A 25239-nucleotide genomic window follows, 5' to 3' on the forward strand; every position below is an offset into this window, starting at 1 on the left:
CCAGCAGAACTGACGCTGCAGGCGAAACTACTTCCAGGCGAAACTACTTGCAGGCGAAGCTGCCTGCAGGCGCAGCTGCGCCGTCTCCTAGTTTACGGCTCCGCTCCCGCTAATAACAAGCGTGTAAGTACTACATGTTGTGGTTGCCACCACTACATGTCGTCTTTTGCCGATCAGGAGAAGCGTATGGTCACCGCGTCCCCGTGCGCGGGAAGGTCCTCAGCCCCGGACAGGCTGACAATGTGGCCGCTGACTTCCGCAAGCGCGTCACGGCTGTAATTCACCACCTGGATGGCCCGCAGGAACGTGGTGACGTTCAATCCGGACGAAAACGCAGCCGTGCCGCTGGTGGGCAGGACGTGGTTGGATCCGGCACAGTAGTCCCCCAGGCTGACCGGGCTGTAATCGCCCACGAAGATGGCACCGGCATTCCGGATCCGGGCGGCGACGGCGGGGGCATCCCGCGTCATGATCTCCAGGTGTTCCGCTGCGTAGGCGTCGCACGCGGCAATCCCCTGTTCCAGGCCGTCCACCAGGACCACGCCGGACTGCGGACCGGAGAGCGCCTCGCGGACGCGGGCGGAGTGCTTGGTGGCCGCAGCCTGCCGGTCAAGCTCGGTACGGACGGCGGCGGCGAGGGCCTCCGAGTCGGTAATCAGCACGGATGCTGCCTTGGGGTCGTGCTCGGCCTGGCTGATCAGGTCCGCTGCCACCAGGCGGGGCTGCGCCGTGGAGTCTGCAAGGATGGCAATTTCCGTGGTGCCCGCCTCCGAGTCGATCCCCACGACGCCCTTGACCAGTCGCTTTGCGGTGGCAACAAAGATGTTGCCCGGTCCAGTGACAACATCCACCGGTTCCAGCGCCGGGCCGGCCTCCGTTGCGGCAACACCGTAGGCGAAGGCGGCGATGGCCTGGGCGCCGCCGATGGCGTATACCTCGGTGATGCCCAGCAGGGCGGCAGCGGCGAGGATGGTGGGGTGCGGCAGTCCCCCGAACTCCTTTTGCGGAGGGGACGCCAGGGCGATGGACTGGACACCCGCGGCGAGGGCCGGAACGACGTTCATGATCACGGAGGAGGGGTAGACCGCCAGGCCGCCCGGGACATAGAGCCCCACGCGCGCCACCGGCACCCAGTTCTGCGCCACCACTGCACCGTCGCCGAGCTGGACCTCGATATTGCGCGGACGCTGGCCGTCAGCGAAACGGCGGGCCCGGCTGATGGATTCCTCCAGCGCGCCGCGGACGGACGGTTCCAAGGCCTCCAGGGCGGACGCCAGGGCCTCCCGGGGAACCAGCGGGTGGTACTGCACCACGCCGTCGAAACGTTGGGCGAGTTCGCCCAGCGCCACGAAGCCGCCCTGGCGGACAGCCGCAATGATGTGGTGGACCTTCTCCTCAGCGTCGGCCACGGTCTGGCCCTGGGCCCGCGGTACGGCGGCCCGGAGTGCGGCGAGGGTGAGGCTTTGGCCGCGCAGGTCAACGGTGCGGAAGTCCACGGCGGTGGCAGCGGGGCTGGCGGGGTTCTCCGAAGAAATGGTCACCGGCCTATTTTACTGGCCTTGCCGCAGCGTCCGGCGACCCGCGTGTTCCGTTGCCGGTTTGCGGCCCAGGAGGCTGAGAAGCTCCAGCACGAAAACCGAGACTGCCGCGGCGGCAGGCCACAAAAGCAGCACCGGCCAGGCGCGGAGCGAAAAGGCAATACTGGCGTTTGCTGAGGCATCAACCGCAGGCGCCCACAGCTGCGCGGCCAGGAGCCCCGCCTGCCAGGCCAGGACTGCACCGCACAGGGCTCCTATAAGCCCTGCCACCAGGTCCGCCTGCGGGTCCTTCCGCTTCTTGTCCGCCAGCACAACGGCCAGGAGGCACCCGGCAAAAACCAGCAGTGCTGCCAGCGTCAGGTCCCGTGGCAGCCAGACATCCGGGTTGGTTCCGCTGCCAAATGCCGGGTCCCTGGTGACCAGATTCAGGCCTCCGGGCGCCAGGAGCCACCAGAGGATGCCCAGCGGGACACCTGCCGCTGCCGGAATCACCAGCATTGCCCAAGGCAGCCGGGAGCGTGTGCGGCGGGTGGCTTTCGTCATGCAACAAACCTTAACAAATGTTCCGCGGGGTCCAGCGCAGAACCGGGGCCTGCCAGGAATTCACCGCCGGCACGGCAGGGCCATACCCTTGGAGGAGACCCATGTACACCACTTGCCAGCACCAGGAGTTTCCGTGACAACACATGACGTTCCGTTCGAGCGGACGTTCAGGGAGATGTTCCGGCGCCACGCTGCCGGCGTCGCCATCATCACGGTGAACTACCAGGACCAGCCCTACGGTTTCACCGCCACCTCGGTGGCCTCACTCTCGGCGCACCCGCCGCGCTTTACGTTCAACATGGCCCGCAGCTCCCGGTCGTGGCCGGCCGTCGCAAACACCACCTACCTGGGCGTGCACATGCTGGGCCTGGACAACCTGCAGCTCGCCGACAGGTTTGCCGGCGCCGGCAACCGTTTTGAGGGCGACCACTGGGAAACGGGCCCGCACGGGGTGCCCATCCTCAAGGATGTGGCCGGCTGGCTGATTGGCGAGGTGCAGATGCGGCTGTCCTTCGAGAACAATGCCGTGGTGGTGGTCCAGGTGGTGGACGGGCAGGTGGGCGGCGACACCTCGCCGCTGCTGTACCACGGCGGCGCGTACGGCCAGCCCGTTCCGCTGGACTACGAGATCTAGCAGCGGCCCACCACAGTTGGCAGCGAAGAGGCGGACGACGACGGGACGCGCCTCCCGTCGTCGTCCTTCCGCCGCCGTCCTTCCGTACCCAGGCCGCTTAGGCGTCCAGGCAGGCCGGGCCGAGCAGCACCTTCAGGTCGCCGAACAGTGACGGGCTGGGGTTCACGCGCAGGTGGACCGGCAGACCCATGATTTCCGTCCGTGTGTCACCCTGCAGGTGCAGGCGGACTTCGGAGTTGCCGCGGTGCGTGCGGAGCACCTCGCCCAGTTCCGTGACCACAGCCTCGGTGGCTTTGTAGGTGGGCATGGTGATCACCAGCGGGCCGTTGAGCCCCTCGCTGAGGTCGGGAACGGACAACTCCATGCAGTTCAGGGTGATGGCACCGTCGTCGCGTTTCTGCAGGCGTCCCTTGACCACCACGATCAGGTCCTCCGCCAGGACAGAGGCGATGGGTCCGTAGACCTGGCCGAAGAACATGACTTCCATGGAACCGCCCAGGTCCTCAACTTCTGCCCGGGCGTACGCGTTGCCGCTGGCTTTGGCGATGCGCCGGCTCAGCGAGGTGATCATGCCCGCGATGGTGATGATCGCGCCGTCCTGCGGCCCGTCTTCACCAAGGACAGAGGTGATGCTCATCTCCGCGTGCTGGCTGAGCAGTCCCTCCAGGCCCTGCAGCGGGTGGTCCGAGACGTACAGTCCGAGCATGTCCCGTTCGAAGGACAGTTTGTCCTTCTTCTCCCACTCCGGCAGGTCGGGGATCTCGATGCTCAGCGATGACTCGGATTCGGCTTCATCGAACCCGGCGAAGAGATCGAACTGCCCGATCGCTTCGTTCCGCTTGAGGGTGATGACGGAGTCGATGGCCTCTTCATGGATCATGGCCAGGGCCCGTCGGTGGTGGCCCAGGGAGTCGAAGGCGCCGGACTTGATCAGCGATTCGATGGTCCGCTTGTTGCAGACCACCGCCGGGACCTTCATCAGGTAGTCCTTGAAGGACGTATACGCGCCCTCGCTTTCGCGGGCGGCCACCATGGCCTCCACCACGTTCACACCCACGTTGCGGATTGCGCCCATGCCGAAGCGGATGTCGTTGCCCACCGGGGTGAAGTTCAGTGCGGACTCATTGACGTCCGGCGGCAGCACGGTGATGCCCATGCGGCGGCACTCGTTAAGGTAGATCGCCGACTTGTCCTTGTCATCCCCCACCGACGTCAGCAGGGCAGCCATGTACTCCGGCGCGTAGTGCGCCTTGAGGTAGGCGGTCCAGTACGAGATCACGCCGTACGCGGCAGAGTGTGCCTTGTTGAAGGCGTAGTCGGAGAAGGGAAGCAGGATGTCCCACAGCGTTTTGACGGCTTCCATTGAGTAGCCGTTGTCCTGCATGCCCTGGGAGAAACCGGCGAACTGCTTGTCCAGTTCCGATTTCTTCTTCTTGCCCATGGCGCGGCGGAGGATGTCCGCCTGGCCCAGCGAGTACCCGGCCAGCTTCTGCGCCACCGCCATAACCTGTTCCTGGTACACGATCAGGCCGTAGGTCCCGCCGAGGATCTCCTTGAGGGGTTCCTCCAGTTCCGGATGGATGGGGATCACTTCCTGGATCCCGTTCTTGCGCAGCGCGTAGTCAGTGTGGGCGTTAGCGCCCATGGGGCCCGGACGGTAGAGCGCCAGCACGGCGGAGATGTCTTCGAAGTTGTCAGGCTTCATGAGCTTAAGCAACGACCGCATGGGTCCGCCGTCAAGCTGGAACACGCCCAGGGTGTCGCCGCGGGCCAGGAGCTCGTAGGACGGGGCGTCGTCCAGTTCAAGGTTTTCCAGGTCCAGGTCGATGCCGCGGTTCATCTTGATGTTCTCAAGGGCATCGGAAATGATCGTCAGGTTCCGCAGGCCCAGGAAGTCCATCTTGATCAGGCCGAGGCCCTCGGACGTGGGGTAATCGAACTGGGTGATCACCTGGCCGTCCTGGAACCGACGCATGATGGGGATGACGTCGATGATGGGGTCCGAGGACATGATCACGCCGGCGGCATGCACGCCCCACTGGCGCTTCAGGCCTTCGATGCCCAGGGCGGTCTCGAAAACCTTTGCAGCTTCGGGGTCGGTGGCAATCAGCTGCCTGAAATCCCCCGCCTCGCCGTAGCGCTTGGCTTCCGGGTTCTGGATGTCCGCCAGCGGAATATCCTTGGCCATGACCGCGGGCGGCAGGGCCTTGGTGAGCTGCTCGCCCATGCTGAAAGGATAGCCAAGCACGCGGGAGGAGTCCTTGAGCGCCTGCTTGGTCTTGATGGTGCCGTACGTAACGATCATCGCCACGCGCTCGTCACCGTACTTCCGGGTGACGTAGTCGATGACTTCGGAGCGGCGCCGGTCATCGAAGTCGACGTCAAAGTCGGGCATGGAGACACGGTCGGGGTTGAGGAAGCGCTCGAAGATCAGGCCATGGCGCAGCGGATCGAGGTCGGTGATGCGCATGGCGTACGCCACCATGGAGCCTGCACCGGAACCACGGCCCGGACCTACCCGGATGCCGTTGTTCTTGGCCCAGTTGATGAAGTCGGCCACCACCAGGAAGTAGCCCGGGAAACCCATCGAGGTGATGACGCCCAGCTCGTAGTCGGCCTGCTTGCGGACCTCGTCCGGAATCCCGCCGGGGTACCGGTACTGGAGCCCCTTGTCCACCTCTTTGACCAGCCAGGAGGTCTCATCCTCCCCCGGCGGGCAGGGGAAGCGCGGCATGTAGTTGGCGTCCGTGTTGAAGGACACCTCGCAGCGTTCGGCGATGAGGAGGGTGTTGTCGCACGCCTCGGGGTGGTCCCGGAACAGCTCCCGCATCTCCTGCGGAGATTTCAGGTAGTAGCCGCTGCCGGAGAACGCGAACCGCGAACCGCCGTTGTCGTAGGTGGGTTCCAGCAGCGTGGAACCGGACTGGATGGCCAGCAGGGCCTCATGCGCTTTGGCGTCGTGCTCGTGCGTGTAGTGGAGGTCGTTCGTGGCCACCAGCGGGAGGTTCAGATCCTTCGCGAGCCGCAACAGGTCCCCTGTGACCCGGCGTTCGATGTCCAGCCCGTGGTCCATCAGTTCGCAGAAGTAGTTCTCCGCACCAAAGATGTCCCGGAACTCGGCCGCAGCCTCCAGCGCCTCGCGGTACTGGCCCAGGCGCAGCCGTGTCTGGACCTCGCCGGACGGACAGCCGGTGGTGGCGATGAGGCCCTCGGAATAAGTGTTGAGGAGTTCGCGGTCCAGCCGGGGCCACTTGCCGAAGACGGAGTCAAGGGAGGCGATGGAGGACGCCCGGAACAGGTTCCGCATTCCCACGTTGTTGTAGCTCAGGAGCGTCATGTGGGTGTAGGAGCCACCACCGGAAATGTCGTCCTTGCGCTGGTGCTCCTCGCCCCACCGCACGCGGCTCTTGTCACCGCGGGCCGTTCCCGGAGTCACATAGGCTTCGACGCCGATGATCGGTTTGATCCCTTTGTCAGTGGCCTTCTTCCAGAAATCGAAAGCGCCGAAAAGGTATCCGTGGTCAGTGGTGGCGAGGGCGGGCATCCCCAGCCGCTCGGTTTCATCGAACAGTTCACCGAGCCTGGCGGCACCGTCCAGCATCGAGTACTCGGTGTGGGTGTGGAGATGGACAAACGAGTCATTGCTGGAAGTCACCGCACTATTCTATGCGCCGGTCAGGCGGGTCTAGCGCTAGGCCTGCCCGGACCCGAGGACTTCCAGGGCGTACGCCAGGTCCTGCGGGTAGTCGCTGGTGACCCGGACGCGCTCCCCCGTCACAGGGTGGTCGAACCCCAGTTCGCGGGCGTGCAGCCACTGCCGAGTCAGGCCGAGTGTGGCGGCCAGCCGCGGGTCGGCGCCGTAGGTGAGATCTCCGGCACAAGGATGCCGGAGCGCGGAAAAGTGGACGCGGATCTGGTGGGTGCGGCCCGTTTCCAGGTGGACCTCCACCAGGCTGGCCTTGCCGAATGCTTCAAGCACTTCGTAGTGCGTGACGGACGGACGCCCGTCCTCAATCACCGCGAAGCGCCAGTCATGCCCGGGGTGCCGGCCAATCGGCGCGTCGATGGTTCCCGCCAGGGGATCGGGCAGGCCCTGCACCACGGCATGGTAGACCTTGTCCACCGTGCGTTCCTTGAAGGCCCTTTTCAGGGCCGTGTAGGCACGCTCGGACTTCGCCACCACCATCACGCCGGACGTCCCGACATCGAGCCGGTGCACGATCCCTGCCCGCTCCGGCGACCCGGACGTGGAGATGCGGTAGCCGGCGCCGGCAAGGCCTCCGACGACGGTTGGTCCCACCCACCCCGGCGAGGGGTGGGCGGCAACGCCGACCGGTTTGTCGACGACGACGAAATCCTCGTCGTCCAGCAGGATCTTCAGGCCTTCCACAACTTCCTCCACGACTTCCAGCGGGTCACGCCGTTGCGGCATGCTGACCTGGAGGACATCACCCGCCACCAGCTTTGCCGACTTGCCCAGCGCCTTGCCTTTGCTTTGGACACGGCCCTCGGCAAGAAGGGATGCCGCGAGGGACCGCGAAATGCCCAGGAGTGCGGCAAGGCCGGCGTCCGCACGGGCTCCGCCGAACTCGTCGGCAACAACAATGTGCTCAGGCATCGTCTCAGGCATCGCCGGACTTGTCCTTGTGTTCGTGGGTGAGCCTGCTTCCATCCAGGGCGATGCCGCGCAGCGTCAGGATGCAGATGATGGCGACCGCGGACACCACCGCCGAGTCCGCGATGTTGAAGATGGCGAAATTGGGGAGCTGGATGAAGTCCACCACATGCCCCATGCCGAAGGACGGTTCCCGGAACAGCCGGTCGGTGAGGTTGCCCAGCGCCCCGCCCAGGAGCAGCCCCAGCGCCAGGGACCACCACACCGAACCCAGCTTGCGGACCTGGAAGAGAATGGCCACGGACACCGCGGCCATGATGATGGAAAACACCCAGGTGACGTTTTCGCCGATGGAAAAGGCCGCTCCCGAGTTCCGGATGAAGTACCAGTGCAGCAGCGGCGGGAACACGGGGATCCGTTCGCCCTCCACCATGCTGGAGGTAACCCAGAGCTTGGTGAGCTGGTCCAGGACGTAGGCGAAAAGGGAGAACCCGGCGAAGACGGAGAGCAGTACCGCCCGGCGCGGGCGCGGAGAGGGTGGGACAGGGCGTGCGGGATCCGCAGCAAGTTCGTCAGTCATGGTGCTTTCATTCGTACTACAGGTCTCAATGCCAAAAGCCGGTGGCCGAGGAATCCTCAGCCACCGGCTTTCAGAATACGTGCTTTGACGGACTAGTTGGCTTCGCTGACTTCCGGCGTAGCCACGGAACCGCGGGCATCAAGGTCGCGCAGCTGGCCTTCGATGTAGGCCTTCAGGCGTGAACGGTAGTCGCGTTCGAAGCCGCGGAGCTGCTCCACCTTGCGCTCCAGGACCGAACGCTGCTGCTCGAGGGCGCCCAGGATCTTGCGGGACTTCTCCTGTGCGTCGTTGACCAGGCTGCTGGCTTCGATCTGCGCCTCGGCGATGATCTTGTCCTTCTGGGCCTGGCCGTCGGCCACGTGGCGGTCGTGCATCTGCTGGGCCATGGCCAGGAGGCCGGCTGCGGATTCGGCAGAAGGTGTTGCAACGGCGGCGGGTGCGGAGGCCGCGGGGGCTGCAGCGGCAGCCGGCTGGACGTCCTTCTTCTTGCTGGCTTCGGCAGCCTTGGCTTCGGCTTCTGCCTTTTCGCGTGCCTCGTCCTTGTCGGCCTTGACGGGCGCGGGGACCTTCTCCACAACGGGAGCGGCGGCCGAGCTGGCCGGAACGCTGGAACCGGCTTCGGCGAGCTTCTTGCGAAGTTCGTCGTTCTCCTGGTTCAGGCGGCGGAGTTCAACGACGATCTCGTCCAGGAAGTCATCAACTTCATCCTGGTCGTACCCCTCGCGGAACTTGGTCGGCTGAAAGCGCTTGTTGACAACGTCTTCTGGCGTCAAAGCCATCTGGTCACCTCACTGGTCTAGTTAGTCAGTAGGCCTTCCGGCCGTCAAAACTACGGTACCTAAATTTGGTCTGGTTACTCTAATTCAACACTGCGGTGTCAAACGTGAGTTTTCTTCGCTTCACAGTAGCTGTTCCCGGTCGGGTCAGCCCTGTGCTGCTAGGTCTAAAGGGGGTAAATCAGGCCAGGCCCCTGGTGATTCCCATCGCAATGCTGACGGCGATGAACAGAACCAGGAAGCCCAGGTCCAGGGAGATGCCGCCGAGTCGCAGGGGCGGGATCACCCGGCGCAGTACTTTCAGAGGCGGATCGGTGATGGAGTACACCGCATGGGCAGCCACCAGGGCAACACCGCGCGGACGCCATTCACGGGCAAACATCTGCACCCAGTCGAAGACGAGGCGGATGATCAGGGCAACGAAGAACAGAAGCAGCGCGAGATAGACAAGCCCGAAAGCAATTCCCATGACTTAACTCATATCTCCATGTTCATCTGGGGTACCGCGGCTTCCTGCCGATGTGTCCCGTCTATTTCAACACAGATGCCAGACAGGTGTCCCTGCCTGGCATCCGCCTGCTGCCCGAGGTTCAGCTCTGGTTGAAGAAACTTGCCTGCGTTTCGCTGATTTTCTTGTCGTCACCGATGACTTCAACGTACGACGGCGAGAGCAGGAACACCTTGTTGGTAACCCGCTCGATGCTTCCGCGGAGTCCGAAGACCAGTCCGGCGGAGAAGTCCACCAGGCGCTTGGCGTCGGCCTCGCCCATGTCCGTAACGTTCATGATCACAGGGATTCCATCACGGAAGCTCTCACCGATGAGCTTGGCATCGTTGTAGGAGCGCGGGTGGATAGTGGTGATCTGGCGAAGCCCGCTGGTCTCTTCGCGGCTTGAGGCCGCACGTTTGATGGGGGTCACTGGCGCGCGGTATTCCTCTTCGGGGGTGTAGGACGTTTCGCGGCTGACCTCACGGACGGGTGCGGGTGCACGGCGCTCCTCGCGGTCAGCTTCCATAGTTTCGTCCTCATCCTTACGTGTTGTCTGTTGCTCGGACTCGTAATGCTCATCGCCGTCGGCGAGCCCAAGATAGATCATTGTCTTGCGCAGAGCGCCGGCCATGGTCGACTCCTAATCGTGTCCCGTAAGCGGGCCGCCCAATGACTTGACTGCACTGGAGTCCCCCGCCCATCACTTGCAATAGCTCCGACGCTACCCCACGGCGGGACGCGATCCGAGAATATCGGAACCGATTCGCAGGTGTGTCGCTCCGAACGCGATGGCGGCCTCAAGGTCCTGGCTCATGCCGGCGGAGATGGCGGAGGCTCCGGGGTGCTGCGCCACCAGCTGCGAAGAGACTACGGCCAGTTTTGCGAAGGCGGGCTCCGGCGGTGCGCCCAACGGGGCCACTGCCATGACGCCTGCCAGCCGCAGGCCGTCGGCTGCTGCTATCCGGTCCGCCAGGAGCAGCACGTCTTCGGGTGCTGCGCCTCCCCGGTGCGCACCGGCGTCGCCGGCTTGGTCTTCAAGGTTGACCTGGATGAAGCAGTCCAGGGGCGCGCGCCCTGTGGCGGCGCGCTCGTTCTGCATCGCCTTCGCCAGGGCATCCACGAGTTGCGGCCGGTCCACCGAGTGCACGGCTGAAGCGTAGCGGACCACCGACTTGGCTTTTTTTGTCTGCAGTTGGCCCACAAAGTGCCAGGTCAGCCCGCAGTCGGCCAGGATCCCGGCTTTCCCTGCAGCCTCCTGGTCCCTGTTTTCCCCGACGTCGGTGACTCCCAGGGCGGCGAGCCGCCGGATGTCTTCCGCGGGATGGAACTTGGTGACCACAATCAGGGTGGGCAGCCTGTCGGTGCGTCCGGCCGCCGCGGCAGCAGAGCTTATCCGGCGCCTGACCGCTTCAAGCCGCCCGGCCAGCTCAGCCGCGCGCGGATCACCGGCGGCTGCACCGCCGTCGTTCAGCGCGGAGTCAGTCATGGCACCAGACCAGGCCGGCGAAACGTCCCGTGCCCGTGTCGCGGCGGTAGGAGTAGAGGGAACCTGTTTCCAGGGTGCACGGACCGGCGTACTCGATGCCAACCCCGGCGTCTTCGAGCTGGCTGCGGGCGCCGGCCGGAAGGTCCAGCGCCGGGGTTCCCCAGGACGTGGTGGACCAGGTGGCAGGTACGGCCGCAGCCACCTCGTCCCGCAGGGCAGCCGGGACTTCGTAGCAGGAGCCGCAGATGGACGGGCCGAGCCAGGCGCGTATGCCCGTAGCTCCAAGGGATTCCATGGTGTCCACGGCGGCGGGAATGACCCCGTTGGCCACCCCCGGCCGCCCTGCGTGGACAGCGGCCAGGACAGGACCGTCCGCGGACGCCCCTGCCAGCAGGAGCGGGATGCAGTCAGCCACCATGACCGCCAGCGGCACGGACGTCGAGACCATTGCGTCAGCGTCCGGCGTACCGGTCCCCCGGTCCATCACGGCAACCGTGGTGCCGTGCACCTGGTTCATGAACCTCAGGCCGCGGGGCTCAATGCCCACGGCGGCCTCGAGCCGTTCGCGCCGCCGCTGCACGGCGCCGGGGTCGTCGCCCACGTGCAGTGCGAGGTTCCCCGCGCCGCTGTCCGTAAAAGCGGCCGAGACCCCGGGAAGGATCTCGGCCCGCCAATGGAACAAGCTACGGCCTACTTCAGGAAGTCGGGGACATCCAGGTCATCCGAGCGGCTGCCGGTGAGGTCCGGTTCCACCACGGAGGGAAGGTCCACGTCGAAGCCGGAGTCGGCAGGGACGGCCGTCGGGCGCTGCTGTCCCCAGTTGCTGAGCCCTGCTGCGCCTACGCCCGCGTGGACGGGCTGGACGTGCACCTGGTGGTTTCCGGCGGAGGGTGCCTGCGACGGAGCGGGAGCCGCTGCCGGGGCGGCGGGCCGCTGGGGCGCAACCTGGGGCTGCGACTGGTCCATGGACGGCGAGGTGGCTTTGACGTCGTCGAAACCGGCAGCAATGACCGTTACGCGGGCCTCGTCGCCGAGGGCGTCGTCGATCACGGCACCGAAGATGATGTTCGCCTCGGGGTGGGCGACCTCCTGGACCAGGCGCGCGGCTTCGTTGATCTCGAACAGGCCGAGGTCGGAACCGCCCTGGATGGACAGCAGGACGCCGTGGGCACCATCGATGGACGCTTCCAGCAGCGGTGAGGCGATGGCAAGCTCGGCTGCCTTGACGGCGCGGTCTTCACCCCGGGCGGAGCCGATGCCCATAAGCGCGGAACCGGCACCCTGCATGACCGACTTCACGTCGGCGAAGTCGAGGTTGATCAGGCCCGGGGTGGTGATGAGGTCCGTGATGCCCTGGACACCCGAGAGGAGCACCTGGTCTGCTGAACGGAAGGCGTCCAGGACGGACACGTTGCGGTCGCTGATGGACAGGAGCCGGTCGTTGGGGATCACGATGAGGGTGTCCACCTCGTCCCGGAGGGCGTCGATGCCGGCCTCTGCGGAACCGGCGCGGCGGCGGCCCTCGAACGTGAAGGGACGGGTGACCACGCCAATGGTCAGCGCTCCCAGGGAACGGGCAATGCGGGCGACCACGGGGGCGCCGCCGGTGCCGGTGCCGCCGCCCTCGCCGGCGGTGACGAAGACCATGTCCGCGCCGCGGAGCACTTCCTCGATCTCGTCAGCGTGGTCTTCGGCGGCCTGCTTGCCGACCTCGGGGTTGGCGCCTGCACCGAGCCCGCGGGTCAGCTCGCGTCCGACGTCGAGCTTCACGTCCGCGTCGCTCATGAGCAGAGCCTGGGCGTCGGTATTGATGGCGATGAATTCAACACCGCGGAGGCCGACCTCGATCATGCGGTTGACTGCGTTCACGCCACCGCCGCCGATGCCGACGACTTTGATGACGGCCAAGTAATTCTGCGGAGCTGCCACGTTACGTGTCCCTTGTTCGTGTCTTATTGCGAAAACTGATGGAGAGCTTGAAGCCTGTAACCTTAACCTTCGAGTTGAAGGTTATAGTTATGTCAAGTAACTCATGTCTGTGACGGTATTTCCTATGGTTGCCACATTCAATAACCGGCTCCGCGTGTCGGATTAATACCGGAAAGAAAGCCGTCAGCGCGTCACCGGGTGCCGGGGCACGCTGACGTCGTAAACCTTGACCGGGGTCTTGGGATCAGCAGGAACTTTTAGGAGTGCGGCCAGGACTTTAGCCTTGAGCTCCTTCTCCCCCGCATTGCCCCAGATGATGGTCTGGCCGTCCACCAGCTTGAGTTCCACCGCGTCCACCGACTGCGCGGAGGCGTTGGAAAGCCTTGCGAGGACGTCGGCAGGCAGGGCGCCGAGGACGGCGGCCGTTGCACGGAAGAGATCCTGGCCGATGGTTCCCGCTCCGCCGTCGATGACGGGCAGGGAGACGGACGGGGGGTCGGCGGTGGCAGCGAGCTGTACGCCCTCGACGTCCACAAGCTGGTACTGCTCTCCCTGTTTCACCAGGGCTACCGGCACCCGTTCCCGGACCTGCACGGCCAGCCCTGAGGGCGGCCGGGCTTCAGCGGAGACTGACTTGACCTGGACCAGGGGCTCCAGCAGCCTGGCCACCTCATCGTCACTGATCTGCGGCAGGGGCTTCCCCCGCAGGGGCTCAAGTGCGGACTCCACCTGGGCCGGCGTCAGGAGGCGCGTCCCTGATACGGAGATGGTGTCAACGGCCAGGACTGGCGAGAAAATGGCCGCCGCCAGGAGGCCCGCCACAAGGGCGACGAGCGTGGCGCCCACGGCGAGGATATTGCGCTTGCGGCGCTTACCCTTCGGCTCCGGAAAAGCCACCACGTTCTCCGCGGCTGCCGCTGGCGGCTCCGCTTTCCTGCCCCTGCCCAGGCCGGGAATGCCTGCCAGCTTCGGCTTTGCCGGCTCCTTTGCTTTGGCGCCGCCCGCGGGAGCCGGCTCCGGAACGCTCCGGGAGGCTGAGATCACGTCGTCCGCGGCGGGTGCCGTACTTCCACCGGCGCCGGCGTCTCCAGCGGTGCCGCCGGACCGGCCCGGGCGGCCTTTGGAGGTGTAGGTGGGGCGGCGGGTGCTAGCCACGCAGGGCCTCGACGATCTGCGGCCCGTACGCCGTGACATCGCCGGCGCCGGCCGTCAGCACAATGTCGCCGGGCTCGGCTGCGGCCGTCAGTGCGGCGACGGCGTCGCGGGCGGCCACCAGGCGTCCTCCGTGGTCCAGGTGGTCGGCGATGAGCTGGCTGGTCACGCCCGGAATGGGATCTTCGCGGGCGGGATAGATATCTAGCACAAGGGCGGTGTCTGCAAGGTTGAGCGCCTCGGCGAACTCCTGCGCGAACTCGCGGGTGCGGGAGAACAGGTGGGGCTGGAAGAGGACGTGCACCTTGTGCGTGCCGGCCACCGAACGTGCCGCGGCGAGGGCGGCCCGGACTTCGGTCGGGTGGTGGGCGTAGTCATCGAACACGCGGATCCCGCGGGCCTCGCCTTTGAGCTCGAAGCGGCGGGAGGCCCCGGAGAAGTGCGCCAGGGCGGCCGCGGCCGCTGCGGGGTCGACTCCAAGTTCAAGCGCGACGGCGAATGCGGCCGCCGCGTTCAGCGCGTTGTGGCGCCCGGGCACCTGCAGCGCCAGCGGAAAACGTCCGGAGGCCGCGGAGACCGCCACGTCACCGGGACCGCCGTCGTGCAGCACGAGGTCCGCACCCTCGCTGGTTCCATAGAGCACCACGCGGGTGTTGCCCCTGGTCCGCGTCCTTTCAGCGAGGGCCAGCGCACCGGCGTCGTCCGCGCACGCAACCAGCACGCCGTCCGCGGGAAGCAGCGCGGTAAACCTGTCAAAGGACTCGTAAACGGCCTCGGCCGTCCCGTAGTGGTCAAGGTGGTCCGGTTCAACGTTGGTGACCACGGCTATCCTGGGCCGGTAGTTGAGGAAGGAGCCGTCGGATTCGTCAGCCTCTGCCACGAAGATTCCGGAACTCCCGTGCGCCGCGTTGACCCCAAGGGCTGGAACATTGGCGCCAATGGCGAAGGAAGGGTCCAGTCCGGCGCCCTGCAGCAGGACAGTGACCATGGATGTGGTGGTGGACTTGCCGTGCGTGCCGGCCACGGTGACCACCGTGTCGCCGCCCATGGTGGCGGCCAGGGCCTCTGACCGGTGCAGCACGGGCAGCCCCGCTTCCCTGGCGGCAACAATTTCGGGGTTGTCCGGGCGGATGGCGGATCCTGCCACGAGCGTCTGGGCATCGCCAAGGTTGGCGGAGGCATATCCGACGGCGATGCGGGCACCCGCGGCGGCAAGGTCCGCCATCACCGGCAGGTCCTTCGCGTCGGAGCCGCTGACGGGAACGCCGCGGGCAACCATGATCCGGGCCACGGCCGACATCCCGACGCCTCCGATTCCGACGAAGTGGACGCGGCCCAGGGATTCGAGGCTGGGGACGGTGGCGTGGTTCATGATGCTGCTGCTTCCAGGATGAGGTCGGCCATGCGCTGATCGGCATTTCGGATACCAAGCCGGGAGGAACTGCTGGCCATGGCCGCAAGACGTTGCTGGTCCGTGGCGAGCGGGATCAGTTCCCTGTCCACCCATTCGGGGGTGAAGTCGCGGTCATTCACCAGCAGGGCGCCCCCGGCAGCCACCAGTCCCGCAGCGTTCAAGGCCTGCTCGCCGTTGCCGATGGGCAGCGGCACCAGCACAGCGGGAACGCCGACGGCGGCAACCTCGCAGACGGTGGCCGCGCCGGAGCGGGCAAGCAGTACGTCCGCGGCCGCGTAGGCGAGCTCCATGCCGTCGACGTACTCCACCTGCCGGTAGTCCTTGGCGGCCAGCGGCAAGCCGTCAGTGCCCATGACAGCCTTGCCGCGTCCGGTGATGTGCAGGGTCTGGATACCGGCTGCGGACAGCCGGTCAACGGCTGCGGCAATGGTGCGGTTGATGCTCTGGGCGCCGGAGGATCCTCCAGTGACGATCAGCGCGGGCTTTGCGGGATCCAGTCCGAGGGCCGTGCGGGCAGCGGTGCGCGCGGCTGCCCTGTCCAGGCCCGAAATCTCGGTGCGCATGGGCATTCCCACGTGCATGGCGTGGCGGAGCGGGGTGTTGGCGAAGGCTACCGCGACGCGGCGGGTCATCAGGGCACCGACCCTGTTCGCCAGTCCGGGACGCGCGTTGGCTTCATGGATCACAATGGGGATCCGGCGCTTGCGGGCGGCCAGGTACATGGGCGTGCATACATAGCCGCCCACCCCCACCAGGACATCGGCGGCCGCTGTGTCCAGGATTGTTCCTGCCTGGCGTACCGCCCCGGCCAGCCTGGCGGGGAGCCGGAGCAGGTCCGCTGAAGGCCGCCGCGGGAACGGCACCCGGTCGATGGTTGCCAGTTCCACCCCGGCGGCGGGAACCAGCCTGGTTTCCATCCCGGACGGCGTGCCTACGGCAAGGATGGCGGCGTCCGGGGAGGCGTTCCGGAGTGCCGCGGCGATGGCGAGCAGCGGGCTGATGTGTCCGGCAGTGCCGCCGCCGGCCAGGACGATGGACGGGGTTTTGGTGGTCATGGAGGGCTAGGTACGCTTTCTTGCAGTTTTCTTCCGGTCCGCGTTTTTCCGCGCCGGCTTGGCCTTGAACTTGAGCATCCGCTTGGGCCTGATCGCCGGGGCCATCTGCTCCCTGGCCAGGGAAAGCACAACACCAATGGCGCAGAGCGACATCAGCAGTGCCGAGCCGCCGTAGGAGATGAAGGGCAGCGGCACGCCGATGACGGGCATCAGGCCGGTCACCACGGACATGTTCACCGTGGCCTGGCCCAGCAGCCACACCATGATGGTGCCGGCGAGGACGCGGTGGAACATGTCCTCCTGGGCCACCACCACGCGGTAGATTGCGGCTCCCAGGATGGCGAAAAGGATCAGGACGACGACGGTCCCCACCAGTCCGAGTTCCTCGCCGATGATGGCGAAGATGAAGTCGTTGTGGGCTTCGGGGATCCAGCTGTACTTTTGCCGGCTTTGTCCCAGCCCAACCCCGAACCATCCGCCGGAGGCGAGCCCGTAAAGGCCGTTGGTTGCCTGGTAGTTGGCGTCAATGCCGTCGGCACAGGACTGCCCGGTCCACCACGAGGTGATGCGGCACATGCGGTTGGAGCTGGTCACGGCCATCACGGCCGTTCCGGCGGCGGCGGCCAGGCCAGCGATGCCGAACAGGTAGAGCGGTGCCCCGGCGAAGAAGAGCGCGGCGGCCGTGACCATCATGATGATCATGGCCGTTCCAAGGTCGTTCCCCACCAGGACCAGTCCAACGATGATGATGGCCATGGGGACGGCCGGGACCGCGACGTGCTGCCAGCGGCTGAGCAGCTTCCCCTTCCGGGCCAGGACGGTGGCCATCCACAGCGCGAGTGCCAGCTTGGACGCTTCGGACGGCTGGAAGGTGATCCCGCCAAGGTCGATCCAGTTCTTGTTGCCGTTGACCTCCGCGCCAACGAGCTGGACCAGGCCAAGGAGGACAACGGCAGCGATAATGGCGGGCCATGCGAGGCGCTTGAGCCACACCACGTTGATCCTGGAGAGCACGAACATGGTGAAGATGCCGATAGCGGCGAACATGCCCTGCTTCAGGGCATCCCCGTACGGCGACTTGCCGGCGGCGATCGATTCCACGCTGGAGGCGGAGAGGACCATCATGATGCCGATTGCCGTCAGTGCGAGGGTGGATCCCAGGATGAGGTAATACGTGGAGCCGTTCCTGGACGTTCCGGTCCCCTCCAGCGCCGACCAGAATTTGCGGTAGGCGGCCCGCAGGCGGGTGCCGGCAGCGGCCGGGGGCCGGACTGGTGATGCGGAGGAGCCGGGACGCGGCTTGCCTGCCTGCTTCCGGGCTGGCGGGCGTGTGGGCGTGCTGACCATTGTTACTCCTCGCCGGTCTGGGCCTGCCCTTCCACCAGCTCGCGGACAGCTTCGATGAAAGTGTCACCACGGTGAGCGTAGGAAGAGAACTGATCCATGGAAGCAGCTGCCGGAGCCATCAGCACAGTATCGCCGGACCCGGCCAGCTGGGCTGCTGACGCAACTGCGCGGGACATGACGGCTTTCCCGGCGGCGGGAGAACCGGCCTCTGTGCCGTCTGTTGCAGCAGTCTGCACCTGTTCAGTTTCACCCGGGGCCGTCCCGATCACGGGGACATCGGGCGCGTGTCGCCGGAGGGCATCGGCCAGCGCTGAGGAATCAGTTCCGATGAGCACCACGGCCTTGAGCCGCTGGGCGTGTTCCCGCACCAGGTCGTCATAGGTCACTCCTTTGGAGAGTCCTCCGGCGATCCAGATGACGTTGCTGAAGGCTGCCAGGGAGGCCGAAGCCGCGTGCGGGTTGGTCGCTTTGGAGTCGTTGATCCACAGGACACCGTTGTGGCGGGCTACCGGCTGGATGCGGTGGTCTCCCGGTACATAGTCCTGGATCCCCTGCCGGACAGCCTTGGGTTCGACGCCGTAGGCACGTACCAGTCCTGCGGCCGCCAGGGCGTTGGCCACCATGTGCCGGGGCGCCAGCGCGCCGAGGTCGGTCATGGCGGCAAGTTCCGCGGCGCTGTTTCGGCGCTCTTCGATGAACGCCCGGTCCACCAAAAGCCCTTCCACAACCCCAAGCATGCTGACGGCGGGGGTGACGGTGGTGAATCCGACGGCGCGGCAGCCTTCCACCACGTCGGCGTTTTCCACCATCCGCTCGGTTTCGATCTGCTCCGCATTGTAGAGGCAGGCCTTTTGGGTGCGTTCATAGACCTTGGCCTTGTCCGCAAGGTACGAATCGTAGGATCCATGCCAGTCGACGTGGTCCTCGGCGACGTTCAGGCAGACACTGGCCACCGGCGAGAGGGATTCGGACCAGTGCAGCTGGAAACTGGAAAGCTCCACGGCCAGGACGTCGTACTCCACCGGATCCCGGAGCGCATCCAGGATGGGCGTACCCACGTTTCCTACGGCGATGGCTTTCAGCCCGGCCGCCCGCAGCATTGATTCGGTGAGCCCCACAGTGGTGGTTTTTCCGTTGGTTCCGGTAATGGCAAGCCAGTCCGCGGTCTTGCGGCCTTCCCGCACGCGCACGCGCCAGGCCAGTTCAACATCTCCCCATACCGGGATGTGGGCCCGTGCGGCCGCGGCCAGCAGGGCCTGGTCCGGGCGCCACCCCGGCGACGTGACAATCAGTTCCGGCAGTTCGCCGTCGATCCTGGGAATGCGCGTGACGGCGTCCTCGCCCAGCAGGACGTCCGCAGCGCCGACAATTTTAAGGGTGTCGGCGTGGGCTTTCGCCTTGTCGCTGGTGGCCGCGTCCACAACCACCACCCGGGCACCGAGTTCGATCAGGGTGTCCGCAGCGGCGAACCCCGAGACCCCGATGCCGGTGACGACCACCCGGAGTCCGGACCAGTCGGAGTCCCAGCTCACAAGATTCTGGAGGCGTGGGAAAACGGTCATAACAGCACAACCCATTCAGCGTAGAAGATTCCCAGGCCCACGGCGACGAAGAGTCCGCCGAGGATCCAGAAGCGGACCACCACCGTCACTTCCGCCCAGCCCTGGAGTTCAAAGTGGTGCTGCAAAGGCGCCATCTTGAAGACGCGTTTGCCCCCCGTGGCTTTGAAGTAGCCCACCTGGATGATGACGGACAGCGTGATCAGGACGAACAGCCCGCCGATGATGCCCAGCAGCAGCTCGGTCCGGGAAAGGATGGCGAAACCCGCGATGGCACCGCCGATGGCCAGCGAGCCGGTGTCGCCCATGAAAATCTTCGCCGGCGAGGTGTTCCACCAGAGGAAGCCCACCAGGGCCGCGCTCATGATGGCTGCCAGCAGTGCGAGGTCCAGGGGGTCCCGGACCAGGTAGCAGCCGCTGCCCGCCTCGCGGGGGGAACCACAGGCCTGGTTGCTCTGCCAGATTCCCATGAGGGTGTAGGCGCCGAACACCATCACCGAGGCCCCGGCCGCCAGCCCGTCAAGGCCGTCGGTGAGGTTCACCCCGTTGGTGGCAGCGGTAACGATCAGGTTGGACCAGATGACGAAAAGGATGGCCCCCAGCACCGTCCCGCCGAAAGCCAGGTCCAGCCACGGCAGGTCCCGCACCAGGGAAATCTTGGTGGAAGCCGGCGTGAGGCCGGTTTCATCGGGGAAGTTCAAGGCAAGGATGGCAAACATAATGCCGACGGCGGCCTGCAGGATGAGCTTGGCCTTGGCGTTGAGGCCCAGGCTGCGCTGGCGCGAAATCTTGATGAAGTCGTCCAGGAAACCCACAAGTCCCATGCCGACCATCAGGAACAGCAGGATGAGGGCAGATGCCGAGGGGCCTGGGGAAGCCGGGTTCACCATCAGCATGATGAGGTGGGTCAGTCCGTAGCTCAAGAGGACGGCGGCAACCACCACGGTCCCGCCCATGGTGGGCGTTCCGCGTTTCGTGTGATGGGAGGTGGGTCCGTCGTCACGGATGAACTGTCCGTACCCGCGGCGCACCAGGAGCCGGATGAAGAGCGGCGTGCCTACCAGCGCGAACAGCAGGGCCAGTCCGGCGCCGATCAAAAGTGCAATCACAGCAGAGAGCTCCTTTCATCGGCGGGTTGCGGGGTTTGTCGGGGTAATGCTATCCGATCGCCCAAGTGGCGAAGTCCAACGCTGTTGGACGATTTGAACAGCACCAGGTCGCCGGGTTCGAGTTCGGCGTCCAGCAGTTCGAAGGCTTCATCGGCGGTCTCGGCGAAGACGCACTCGTCCCCCCAGGAGCCCTCCTGGACGGCGGAGACGTAGAGCGCGCGGGCTTCCCTGCCCACCACCACCAGCCGGGAGATATTGAGCCGGACCACCTGGGTGCCCACGGCCGTGTGTTCGCGGATGGAGTCCTCGCCGAGCTCCAGCATGGCGCCCAGGACTGCCCAGGTGCGCCTGCCCTGTCCAAGGTCGGCGAGCGTGCGCAGCGCGGCCCGCATGGATTCGGGATTGGCGTTGTAGGCATCGTTGATGATGGTCACGCCGTCAGCGCGTTCCGTGCGCTCCATGCGCCACCGGCTCGCGGCCGCCTGGCTGCTGAGCGCCGCGGCGATGTCTGCGCCGGGAATACCTGCTGCCCACGCGGCCGCTGCCGCTGCCAGCAGGTTGCCCGTGTGGTGGGCGCCGATCAGCCGGCTCCTGACGTGGTGCGGCGTGCCTTCTCCGGGGAGGAGGAGGTCGAATTCTGGGTTGCCGTCAGTGTTGGTGTCCGCGTTCAGCGCCTGCACGGCGGCGTCGGGCCGGCCTTCTGCGGAGAAGCCGACGACGGACGCAACGGTGCGTGCGCGCATGGCCGCCACCCGGTCGTCGTCGAGGTTGATGACAGCGGTTCCGGAGGCTGCAAGGCCTTCCACCATTTCGCCCTTGGCCAGGGCAATGTTGTCCACTCCCCCGAATTCGCCGGCGTGGGCAGTTCCCACGCCGAGTACTACGCCGATATCCGGCTTGACCATGTCTGCGAGGTAGCTGATGTGGCCGATGCCTGTGGCGCCCATCTCGATGACCAGGTACCGGGTATCGGTTCCGGCGGTGAAGACCGTGAGGGGCACCCCGATCTCGCCGTTGTAGGAACCGCGCGGCGCCACCGTGTTGCCGTGCAGGGCGAAGATCCCTGCAAGCAGGTCCTTGGTGGTGGTCTTTCCCGCCGAGCCGGTGATGCCGATGACTGTCAGTTCGTCCTGTGCTTCGGCACGGGCGGCGCGGATCCTGCGGACGGCCTCCGCAGCGAGCGCGCCCATGGCCAGCACCGCATCAGGAACAACGATGGAAGGGTAGGGGACGCCGTCAGGGCCGGCCACCGGGCGCTCCACGAGGGCCAGTGTGGCACCGTCGGCGAAGGCGTCCGCTGTGAAGTCGTGGCCGTCAGCGTACTCGCCGGGTTTCGCCACGTAGAGCGACCCCGGCGTGGCTTCGCGGGAATCCGTGACCACCGAAAGAGGCGTGATTCCAGGATCGGCGTCCAGGCGCCCCTTGGTGATATCGGCAATTTCCGCCGCAGTAAATGCAATCATCTCGGTCTAGGACTCTATCCGGTCGTCTTGGAGAACGTTGAATCCCCTGGCTGTCAAGGCGCTGCGCAGCTCCACCCTGTCGTCGAGTGCGAGGTTGACGCCTTTCACTTCCTGCCACACCTCGTGGCCGCGGCCGGCCACCAGGATGGTGTCGTGCGGCCGGGCGAGTTCCACGGCGCGCTGAATGGCCGTGTCACGGGGGAAGACTTCAAGCACGGTGCAGGGCAGCTTTTCCGTCTCCTGGGCCTCCCTGGCCCCTGCAAGGACATCGGCGCGGATGGCTGCCGCGTCCTCGTCGTGGGGGTCGTCGTCGGTGATGATTACGGTGTCGGCAAGCCGGGCGGCGATGGCGCCCATGGCCGGCCGTTTGCCCTGGTCCCGCTGGCCTGTCGCACCAAACACAACGATCAGCCGGGACCCCGGTTCCGGTGACCGGACCGCTTCGAGCGCCCGGGCCAGCGCGTCGGTGTTGTGGGCGAAATCCACGACGGCGGCCGGCTGTTCAGAGACCAGCTGCATCCGTCCCGGCACGGCCACCGTAAAGGGATCGCCGGCGTCGAGGGCAGCCTGCAGGGTGGCGGCGTCCACGCCGCCGGCGAGCACCATCACTGCCGCCAGGGCCGCGTTGGCGACGTTGAAGCTTCCGGGAAGCCCTGTGTGGACGCGCAGGACGGTGCCGCCGGGCCCGCTGAGCGTGAACTCCGTGCCCAGCCCGCGGGGCACGGTTTCCGTAACGGTCCAGTCGGCTGGGTTTTCCCCTGAGGTGCTGAGGGTGGTGACCGGCACCCCGGCGCTGCCAACAAGGCGGCGGCCCCATTCGTCGTCGACAGTCACTACGGCCTTCCGCGCACGGGCGGGCGTGAAGAGCTCCGCCTTCGTGGCGAAATAGTCCTCCATGGTGTGGTGCAGGTCCAGGTGGTCCTGGGTGAGGTTGGTGAAGCCCGCGACGTCGAAGAATACGCCGTCCACCCGCTGGTAGGAGATCGCGTGGGACGAGACTTCCATCGCTGCCGCGTCGATGGCCTTTTCCTGCATGAGCGCCAGCAGCCCGTGGACGTCCGGGGACTCCGGAGTGGTGAGGAGGCTGGGGATGGGGTCCCCGCCGGCCAGGATCTCTATGGTGCCGATCAGGCCGATCTTTTTGCCAAGCGAACGCAGCAGCGAGGTAATGAAGTAGGTGGTGGTGGTCTTGCCGTTGGTGCCTGTCACGCCGAACAACTGGGGGGAAGCATCCTGCCCGCTGCGGTAGATCATGGCGGAGAGCGGCCCCACCACGTTCCGGGGGGTGTCAACCACCAGCACAGGGACCGCTGTGTCGGAGGACAAGGCAAGCAGGCGGGCACCGGCGTCGTCCGTCAAGACGGCCGCCGCTCCCGCTTCAATGGCCTGGGCGGCGAAGTCGGCGCCGTGGCTGACAGCACCGGGCAGGGCCACGTACAGGTCGCCTGGTTCCACGGTGCGGGAATTCAGCGAGATGCCTGTCACCGCAACATCCGCCGAGGCCCCCGGGATGACGACGCCGACAGCGTCACCAATGCTTTCCAGCCGGACCGCCTCCACAGCGGAGGGGCGGAAGCGTGCCTGGCTGCCCTGTCCCTGCGGGGCAATTCCCTGAGGGGCAGGGCGCTGATCGGACGCGTTGAACTCTGACAAGGGATCTCCGATGGTGCTAGTGGACCGTGCCCGGCGTAAACCAGCCGAAGCAGCCGGGGCTGCTGCGGCTGCTGCCGGAGTATTACTTGGCGAACTGGGCCAGCCTGGCCGGTTCACCCGTGGACGGTTGGACGTTGTAGGTCCGCAGTGCCTGGCTCATGACCGACCGGAAGACCGGCCCGTTGGTAATCCCGTAGATGCTGCCCTTGGGCCGCTGGAGTACCACCTCAACAATAAACCGCGGATCATCCATGGGGGCCATGCCCACGATCGAGGCGGTGTAGCCGCAGAAGCCGGACTTGCCGTCGTCGCACGGGGACTCCGAGGTGCCGGTCTTTGCCCCCACCCGGTAGCCATCGATGCCGGCATCCTTGATCTGGCCCTCAGTCACCGCGCTCTCCAGGATGTCCTGCACCTGCTGGGCGGTGCCTTCCGACACGATCTGGCGTGGTTCCGCAGGCGCAACCTTTTCCTCGGTTCCATCCGCGGAGATGTACGAGTCGATGAGGCGCGGCTGCAGCATCACGCCGTTGTTGGCGATTGACTGGAACGCACGCACGGTCTGCAGCGTGGACTGGGAGACGCCCTGGCCGAACAGGACCGTGAACTCCTGCCGGCCGTCCCACTGCTGCCAGGGCGTGAGTATCCCGGAGGCCGTGGCGGGCAGGCCGATGTCCGGAGCTTCGCCGATGCCGAACTTCTTCAGCCAGTCATAGCGCTGTTCCTTGCTCAGCCGCTGCCCGGACATGACGGTTCCGGTGTTCATCGAGTAGCCCAGGATGCCGGCGAGCGTCCGCTTCTCCGTGCCGTGCGCAAAGGAGTCGCTGAAGGTCTGGCCGTTCACCGTGTAGGTCGGGTCCAGGGTGAATTCGTCGAGCGGGCCGGCCTTGCCCTCTTCAATCAAAGCGGCCACGGTCATCATCTTCTGCACCGAGCCTGGTTCGTAGGCTGCTGTGACAGAGCGGACACCGCGGTCCTTCGCTGCCACCCTGCCGGGATCGTTCGGGTCCGGCGAGTTGGTGTCCGCCATGGCCACCAGGTCTCCGGTCTTGGCGTCCATCACAATGATGGAGCCCCACTCGGCGTTCAGTTTCTCCGTCTGGCTTTGGATGGCCTGCTGCGCGAAGTACTGGAGGTCCGAGTTGAGGGTGAGCTTGACGTCCTTGCCGTCCTCCGGCGGGGTCAGTTCATCCACGCCAACAGGGATGCGCAGGCCGTCCGCACCGATCTCGAACAGCCTCTTGCCGTCCGCACCCTTCAGGAGTCCATCCTGGGTCTGCTCGATCCCCGCCTGGCCGGTGGTGCCGTCCTGGAGGAAACCGATGATGCCGCCCGCCACAGACCCGTTCGGGTAGACACGCTTGCTGACGCCCTCAGTCACAATGCCGGGAATCTGGAGCTGCGAGATGCGGTCCTCAACGTCCGGCTTCACGTCCTTGGCCACAATGTAATAGGGCTGCTGCCCGGTGACGGCCTCGCGGATCGCGTCCTTTTCCATGCCAAGGGCGGCCGCCAGTTCCGTCAGCCCCTGTTCCCGGCTGACGTCCACCAGTTTCTCCTTGGCGTCGTCCAGGCGCTTGAATGTCTCCGTTTTGGTGTTGACGCGCTGGTCCACCACCACGTTGTAGCGGATCACGCTGTTGGCGAGCACGGTACCCCGGGAGTCCAGGATGCTTCCGCGTTCTGCCGGGAGGACGGTTTGCTTCATCCGGCTGTTCAGGGCGGCCTCGGCCATGCCGCCGACGTCCAGTCCCTGCACCAGGAAGAGCTTGCCGCCCACCACCAGCAGGAGCGTCAGCATGATGCCGAGGCCCAGGCGCAAGCGCTTGGTGGCGTTGGGCACCCTGCCGTTGTTTGCCTTGCCGGTCCTCTGCGCCACCCTGATATTCCTTGCTG

General features: G+C 66.0%; 21 protein-coding genes. 1 reads left to right on the forward strand and 20 read right to left on the reverse strand.

The features are described from left to right. Nucleotides 1-173: 173 nt before the first annotated feature. Both hisD and WHH00_RS11050 read right to left on the reverse strand, forming a co-directional pair. The gene (gene hisD, locus WHH00_RS11045) at nucleotides 174-1541 is read right to left on the reverse strand and encodes a histidinol dehydrogenase (protein ID WP_406632747.1); all 1368 of its coding nucleotides are present in this window, start codon (nucleotides 1539-1541) and stop codon (nucleotides 174-176) included. Between the two features lie 9 nt (nucleotides 1542-1550). Continuing rightward, entirely contained in the window at nucleotides 1551-2081 is a 531-nt protein-coding gene (locus WHH00_RS11050) for a hypothetical protein (RefSeq protein ID WP_406632749.1), read from the reverse strand. Nucleotides 2082-2256: 175 nt separating this feature from the next. On the opposite strand from WHH00_RS11050, the gene WHH00_RS11055 reads away from it, so the two are divergent. After that, nucleotides 2257-2715, forward strand: a complete 459-nt coding sequence (locus WHH00_RS11055; RefSeq protein WP_406638572.1) for a flavin reductase family protein — start codon at nucleotides 2257-2259, stop codon at nucleotides 2713-2715. A 97-nt stretch (nucleotides 2716-2812) separates the two neighbouring features. On the opposite strand, the gene dnaE is transcribed toward WHH00_RS11055, so the two are convergent. From dnaE to WHH00_RS11145, 18 genes are all read right to left on the reverse strand, one after another. Continuing rightward, entirely contained in the window at nucleotides 2813-6370 is a 3558-nt protein-coding gene (gene dnaE, locus WHH00_RS11060) for a DNA polymerase III subunit alpha (protein ID WP_406632751.1), read from the reverse strand. A 36-nt stretch (nucleotides 6371-6406) separates the two neighbouring features. After that, nucleotides 6407-7333 carry an RluA family pseudouridine synthase gene (locus tag WHH00_RS11065; RefSeq protein WP_406638574.1) on the reverse strand — a complete coding sequence of 309 codons (927 nt, stop codon included), beginning with the start codon at nucleotides 7331-7333 and terminating at the stop codon, nucleotides 6407-6409. Nucleotides 7334-7337: 4 nt separating this feature from the next. Beyond that, nucleotides 7338-7910: a signal peptidase II gene (gene lspA / locus WHH00_RS11070; RefSeq protein ID WP_406632753.1), complete on the reverse strand. Its 573-nt coding sequence runs from the start codon at nucleotides 7908-7910 to the stop codon at nucleotides 7338-7340. Nucleotides 7911-8002: 92 nt separating this feature from the next. Next, entirely contained in the window at nucleotides 8003-8689 is a 687-nt protein-coding gene (locus WHH00_RS11075; protein ID WP_350002205.1) for a DivIVA domain-containing protein, read from the reverse strand. 178 nt (nucleotides 8690-8867) lie between these two features. Next, nucleotides 8868-9155 (reverse strand): YggT family protein, encoded by a 288-nt coding sequence (locus tag WHH00_RS11080; RefSeq protein WP_066275136.1) that lies wholly within the window; start codon nucleotides 9153-9155, stop codon nucleotides 8868-8870. A gap of 121 nt (nucleotides 9156-9276) precedes the next feature. Beyond that, nucleotides 9277-9807: a cell division protein SepF gene (locus WHH00_RS11085; protein ID WP_104188679.1), complete on the reverse strand. Its 531-nt coding sequence runs from the start codon at nucleotides 9805-9807 to the stop codon at nucleotides 9277-9279. A 90-nt stretch (nucleotides 9808-9897) separates the two neighbouring features. Next, nucleotides 9898-10662: a YggS family pyridoxal phosphate-dependent enzyme gene (locus WHH00_RS11090; RefSeq protein ID WP_406632756.1), complete on the reverse strand. Its 765-nt coding sequence runs from the start codon at nucleotides 10660-10662 to the stop codon at nucleotides 9898-9900. Then, nucleotides 10655-11344 carry a polyphenol oxidase family protein gene (locus WHH00_RS11095; RefSeq protein WP_406632758.1) on the reverse strand — a complete coding sequence of 230 codons (690 nt, stop codon included), beginning with the start codon at nucleotides 11342-11344 and terminating at the stop codon, nucleotides 10655-10657. Before WHH00_RS11095 ends, WHH00_RS11090 begins: the two co-directional genes overlap by 8 nt. Before the next feature lie 8 nt (nucleotides 11345-11352). After that, nucleotides 11353-12591, reverse strand: a complete 1239-nt coding sequence (ftsZ, locus tag WHH00_RS11100; RefSeq protein WP_231456620.1) for a cell division protein FtsZ — start codon at nucleotides 12589-12591, stop codon at nucleotides 11353-11355. A 183-nt stretch (nucleotides 12592-12774) separates the two neighbouring features. Further along, nucleotides 12775-13746 carry a cell division protein FtsQ/DivIB gene (locus tag WHH00_RS11105; RefSeq protein WP_406632760.1) on the reverse strand — a complete coding sequence of 324 codons (972 nt, stop codon included), beginning with the start codon at nucleotides 13744-13746 and terminating at the stop codon, nucleotides 12775-12777. Further along, nucleotides 13739-15115, reverse strand: a complete 1377-nt coding sequence (gene murC, locus WHH00_RS11110) for a UDP-N-acetylmuramate--L-alanine ligase (RefSeq protein WP_406632762.1) — start codon at nucleotides 15113-15115, stop codon at nucleotides 13739-13741. Before murC ends, WHH00_RS11105 begins: the two co-directional genes overlap by 8 nt. Beyond that, entirely contained in the window at nucleotides 15112-16212 is a 1101-nt protein-coding gene (gene murG, locus WHH00_RS11115; protein ID WP_406632764.1) for an undecaprenyldiphospho-muramoylpentapeptide beta-N-acetylglucosaminyltransferase, read from the reverse strand. The genes murC and murG overlap by 4 nt, the downstream gene beginning before the upstream one ends. A gap of 6 nt (nucleotides 16213-16218) precedes the next feature. After that, entirely contained in the window at nucleotides 16219-17559 is a 1341-nt protein-coding gene (ftsW, locus tag WHH00_RS11120; RefSeq protein WP_350002197.1) for a putative lipid II flippase FtsW, read from the reverse strand. Between the two features lie 2 nt (nucleotides 17560-17561). Further along, nucleotides 17562-19121 carry a UDP-N-acetylmuramoyl-L-alanine--D-glutamate ligase gene (gene murD, locus WHH00_RS11125; RefSeq protein WP_406632767.1) on the reverse strand — a complete coding sequence of 520 codons (1560 nt, stop codon included), beginning with the start codon at nucleotides 19119-19121 and terminating at the stop codon, nucleotides 17562-17564. Further along, nucleotides 19118-20227 carry a phospho-N-acetylmuramoyl-pentapeptide-transferase gene (mraY, locus tag WHH00_RS11130; RefSeq protein WP_406632769.1) on the reverse strand — a complete coding sequence of 370 codons (1110 nt, stop codon included), beginning with the start codon at nucleotides 20225-20227 and terminating at the stop codon, nucleotides 19118-19120. Before mraY ends, murD begins: the two co-directional genes overlap by 4 nt. After that, on the reverse strand, nucleotides 20224-21690 hold the full coding sequence (gene murF / locus WHH00_RS11135; protein ID WP_406632771.1) for a UDP-N-acetylmuramoyl-tripeptide--D-alanyl-D-alanine ligase: 1467 nt from the start codon (nucleotides 21688-21690) through the stop codon (nucleotides 20224-20226). The genes mraY and murF overlap by 4 nt, the downstream gene beginning before the upstream one ends. A gap of 6 nt (nucleotides 21691-21696) precedes the next feature. After that, nucleotides 21697-23343: a UDP-N-acetylmuramoyl-L-alanyl-D-glutamate--2,6-diaminopimelate ligase gene (locus WHH00_RS11140; RefSeq protein ID WP_406632773.1), complete on the reverse strand. Its 1647-nt coding sequence runs from the start codon at nucleotides 23341-23343 to the stop codon at nucleotides 21697-21699. A gap of 82 nt (nucleotides 23344-23425) precedes the next feature. After that, on the reverse strand, nucleotides 23426-25222 hold the full coding sequence (locus WHH00_RS11145; protein WP_406632775.1) for a peptidoglycan D,D-transpeptidase FtsI family protein: 1797 nt from the start codon (nucleotides 25220-25222) through the stop codon (nucleotides 23426-23428). Between the last annotated feature and the right edge of the window lie 17 nt (nucleotides 25223-25239).

This window comes from Pseudarthrobacter quantipunctorum, assembly GCF_045291495.1.
Taxonomy (GTDB): Bacteria; Actinomycetota; Actinomycetes; order Actinomycetales; family Micrococcaceae; genus Arthrobacter; species Arthrobacter quantipunctorum.

Bases quoted from the DNA above. Each gene is read 5' to 3' on its own strand.
- WHH00_RS11050 (WP_406632749.1), bottom strand. From the start codon at position 2,081: ATGACGAAAGCCACCCGCCGCACACGCTCCCGGCTGCCTTGGGCAATG.
- WHH00_RS11055 (WP_406638572.1), top strand. From the start codon at position 2,257: ATGTTCCGGCGCCACGCTGCCGGCGTCGCCATCATCACGGTGAACTAC.
- WHH00_RS11065 (WP_406638574.1), bottom strand. From the start codon at position 7,333: ATGCCTGAGCACATTGTTGTTGCCGACGAGTTCGGCGGAGCCCGTGCG.
- lspA (WP_406632753.1), bottom strand. From the start codon at position 7,910: ATGACTGACGAACTTGCTGCGGATCCCGCACGCCCTGTCCCACCCTCT.
- WHH00_RS11075 (WP_350002205.1), bottom strand. From the start codon at position 8,689: ATGGCTTTGACGCCAGAAGACGTTGTCAACAAGCGCTTTCAGCCGACC.
- WHH00_RS11080 (WP_066275136.1), bottom strand. From the start codon at position 9,155: ATGGGAATTGCTTTCGGGCTTGTCTATCTCGCGCTGCTTCTGTTCTTC.
- WHH00_RS11085 (WP_104188679.1), bottom strand. From the start codon at position 9,807: ATGGCCGGCGCTCTGCGCAAGACAATGATCTATCTTGGGCTCGCCGAC.
- WHH00_RS11090 (WP_406632756.1), bottom strand. From the start codon at position 10,662: ATGACTGACTCCGCGCTGAACGACGGCGGTGCAGCCGCCGGTGATCCG.
- murC (WP_406632762.1), bottom strand. From the start codon at position 15,115: ATGAACCACGCCACCGTCCCCAGCCTCGAATCCCTGGGCCGCGTCCAC.
- murG (WP_406632764.1), bottom strand. From the start codon at position 16,212: ATGACCACCAAAACCCCGTCCATCGTCCTGGCCGGCGGCGGCACTGCC.
- ftsW (WP_350002197.1), bottom strand. From the start codon at position 17,559: ATGGTCAGCACGCCCACACGCCCGCCAGCCCGGAAGCAGGCAGGCAAG.
- murD (WP_406632767.1), bottom strand. From the start codon at position 19,121: ATGACCGTTTTCCCACGCCTCCAGAATCTTGTGAGCTGGGACTCCGAC.
- murF (WP_406632771.1), bottom strand. From the start codon at position 21,690: ATGATTGCATTTACTGCGGCGGAAATTGCCGATATCACCAAGGGGCGC.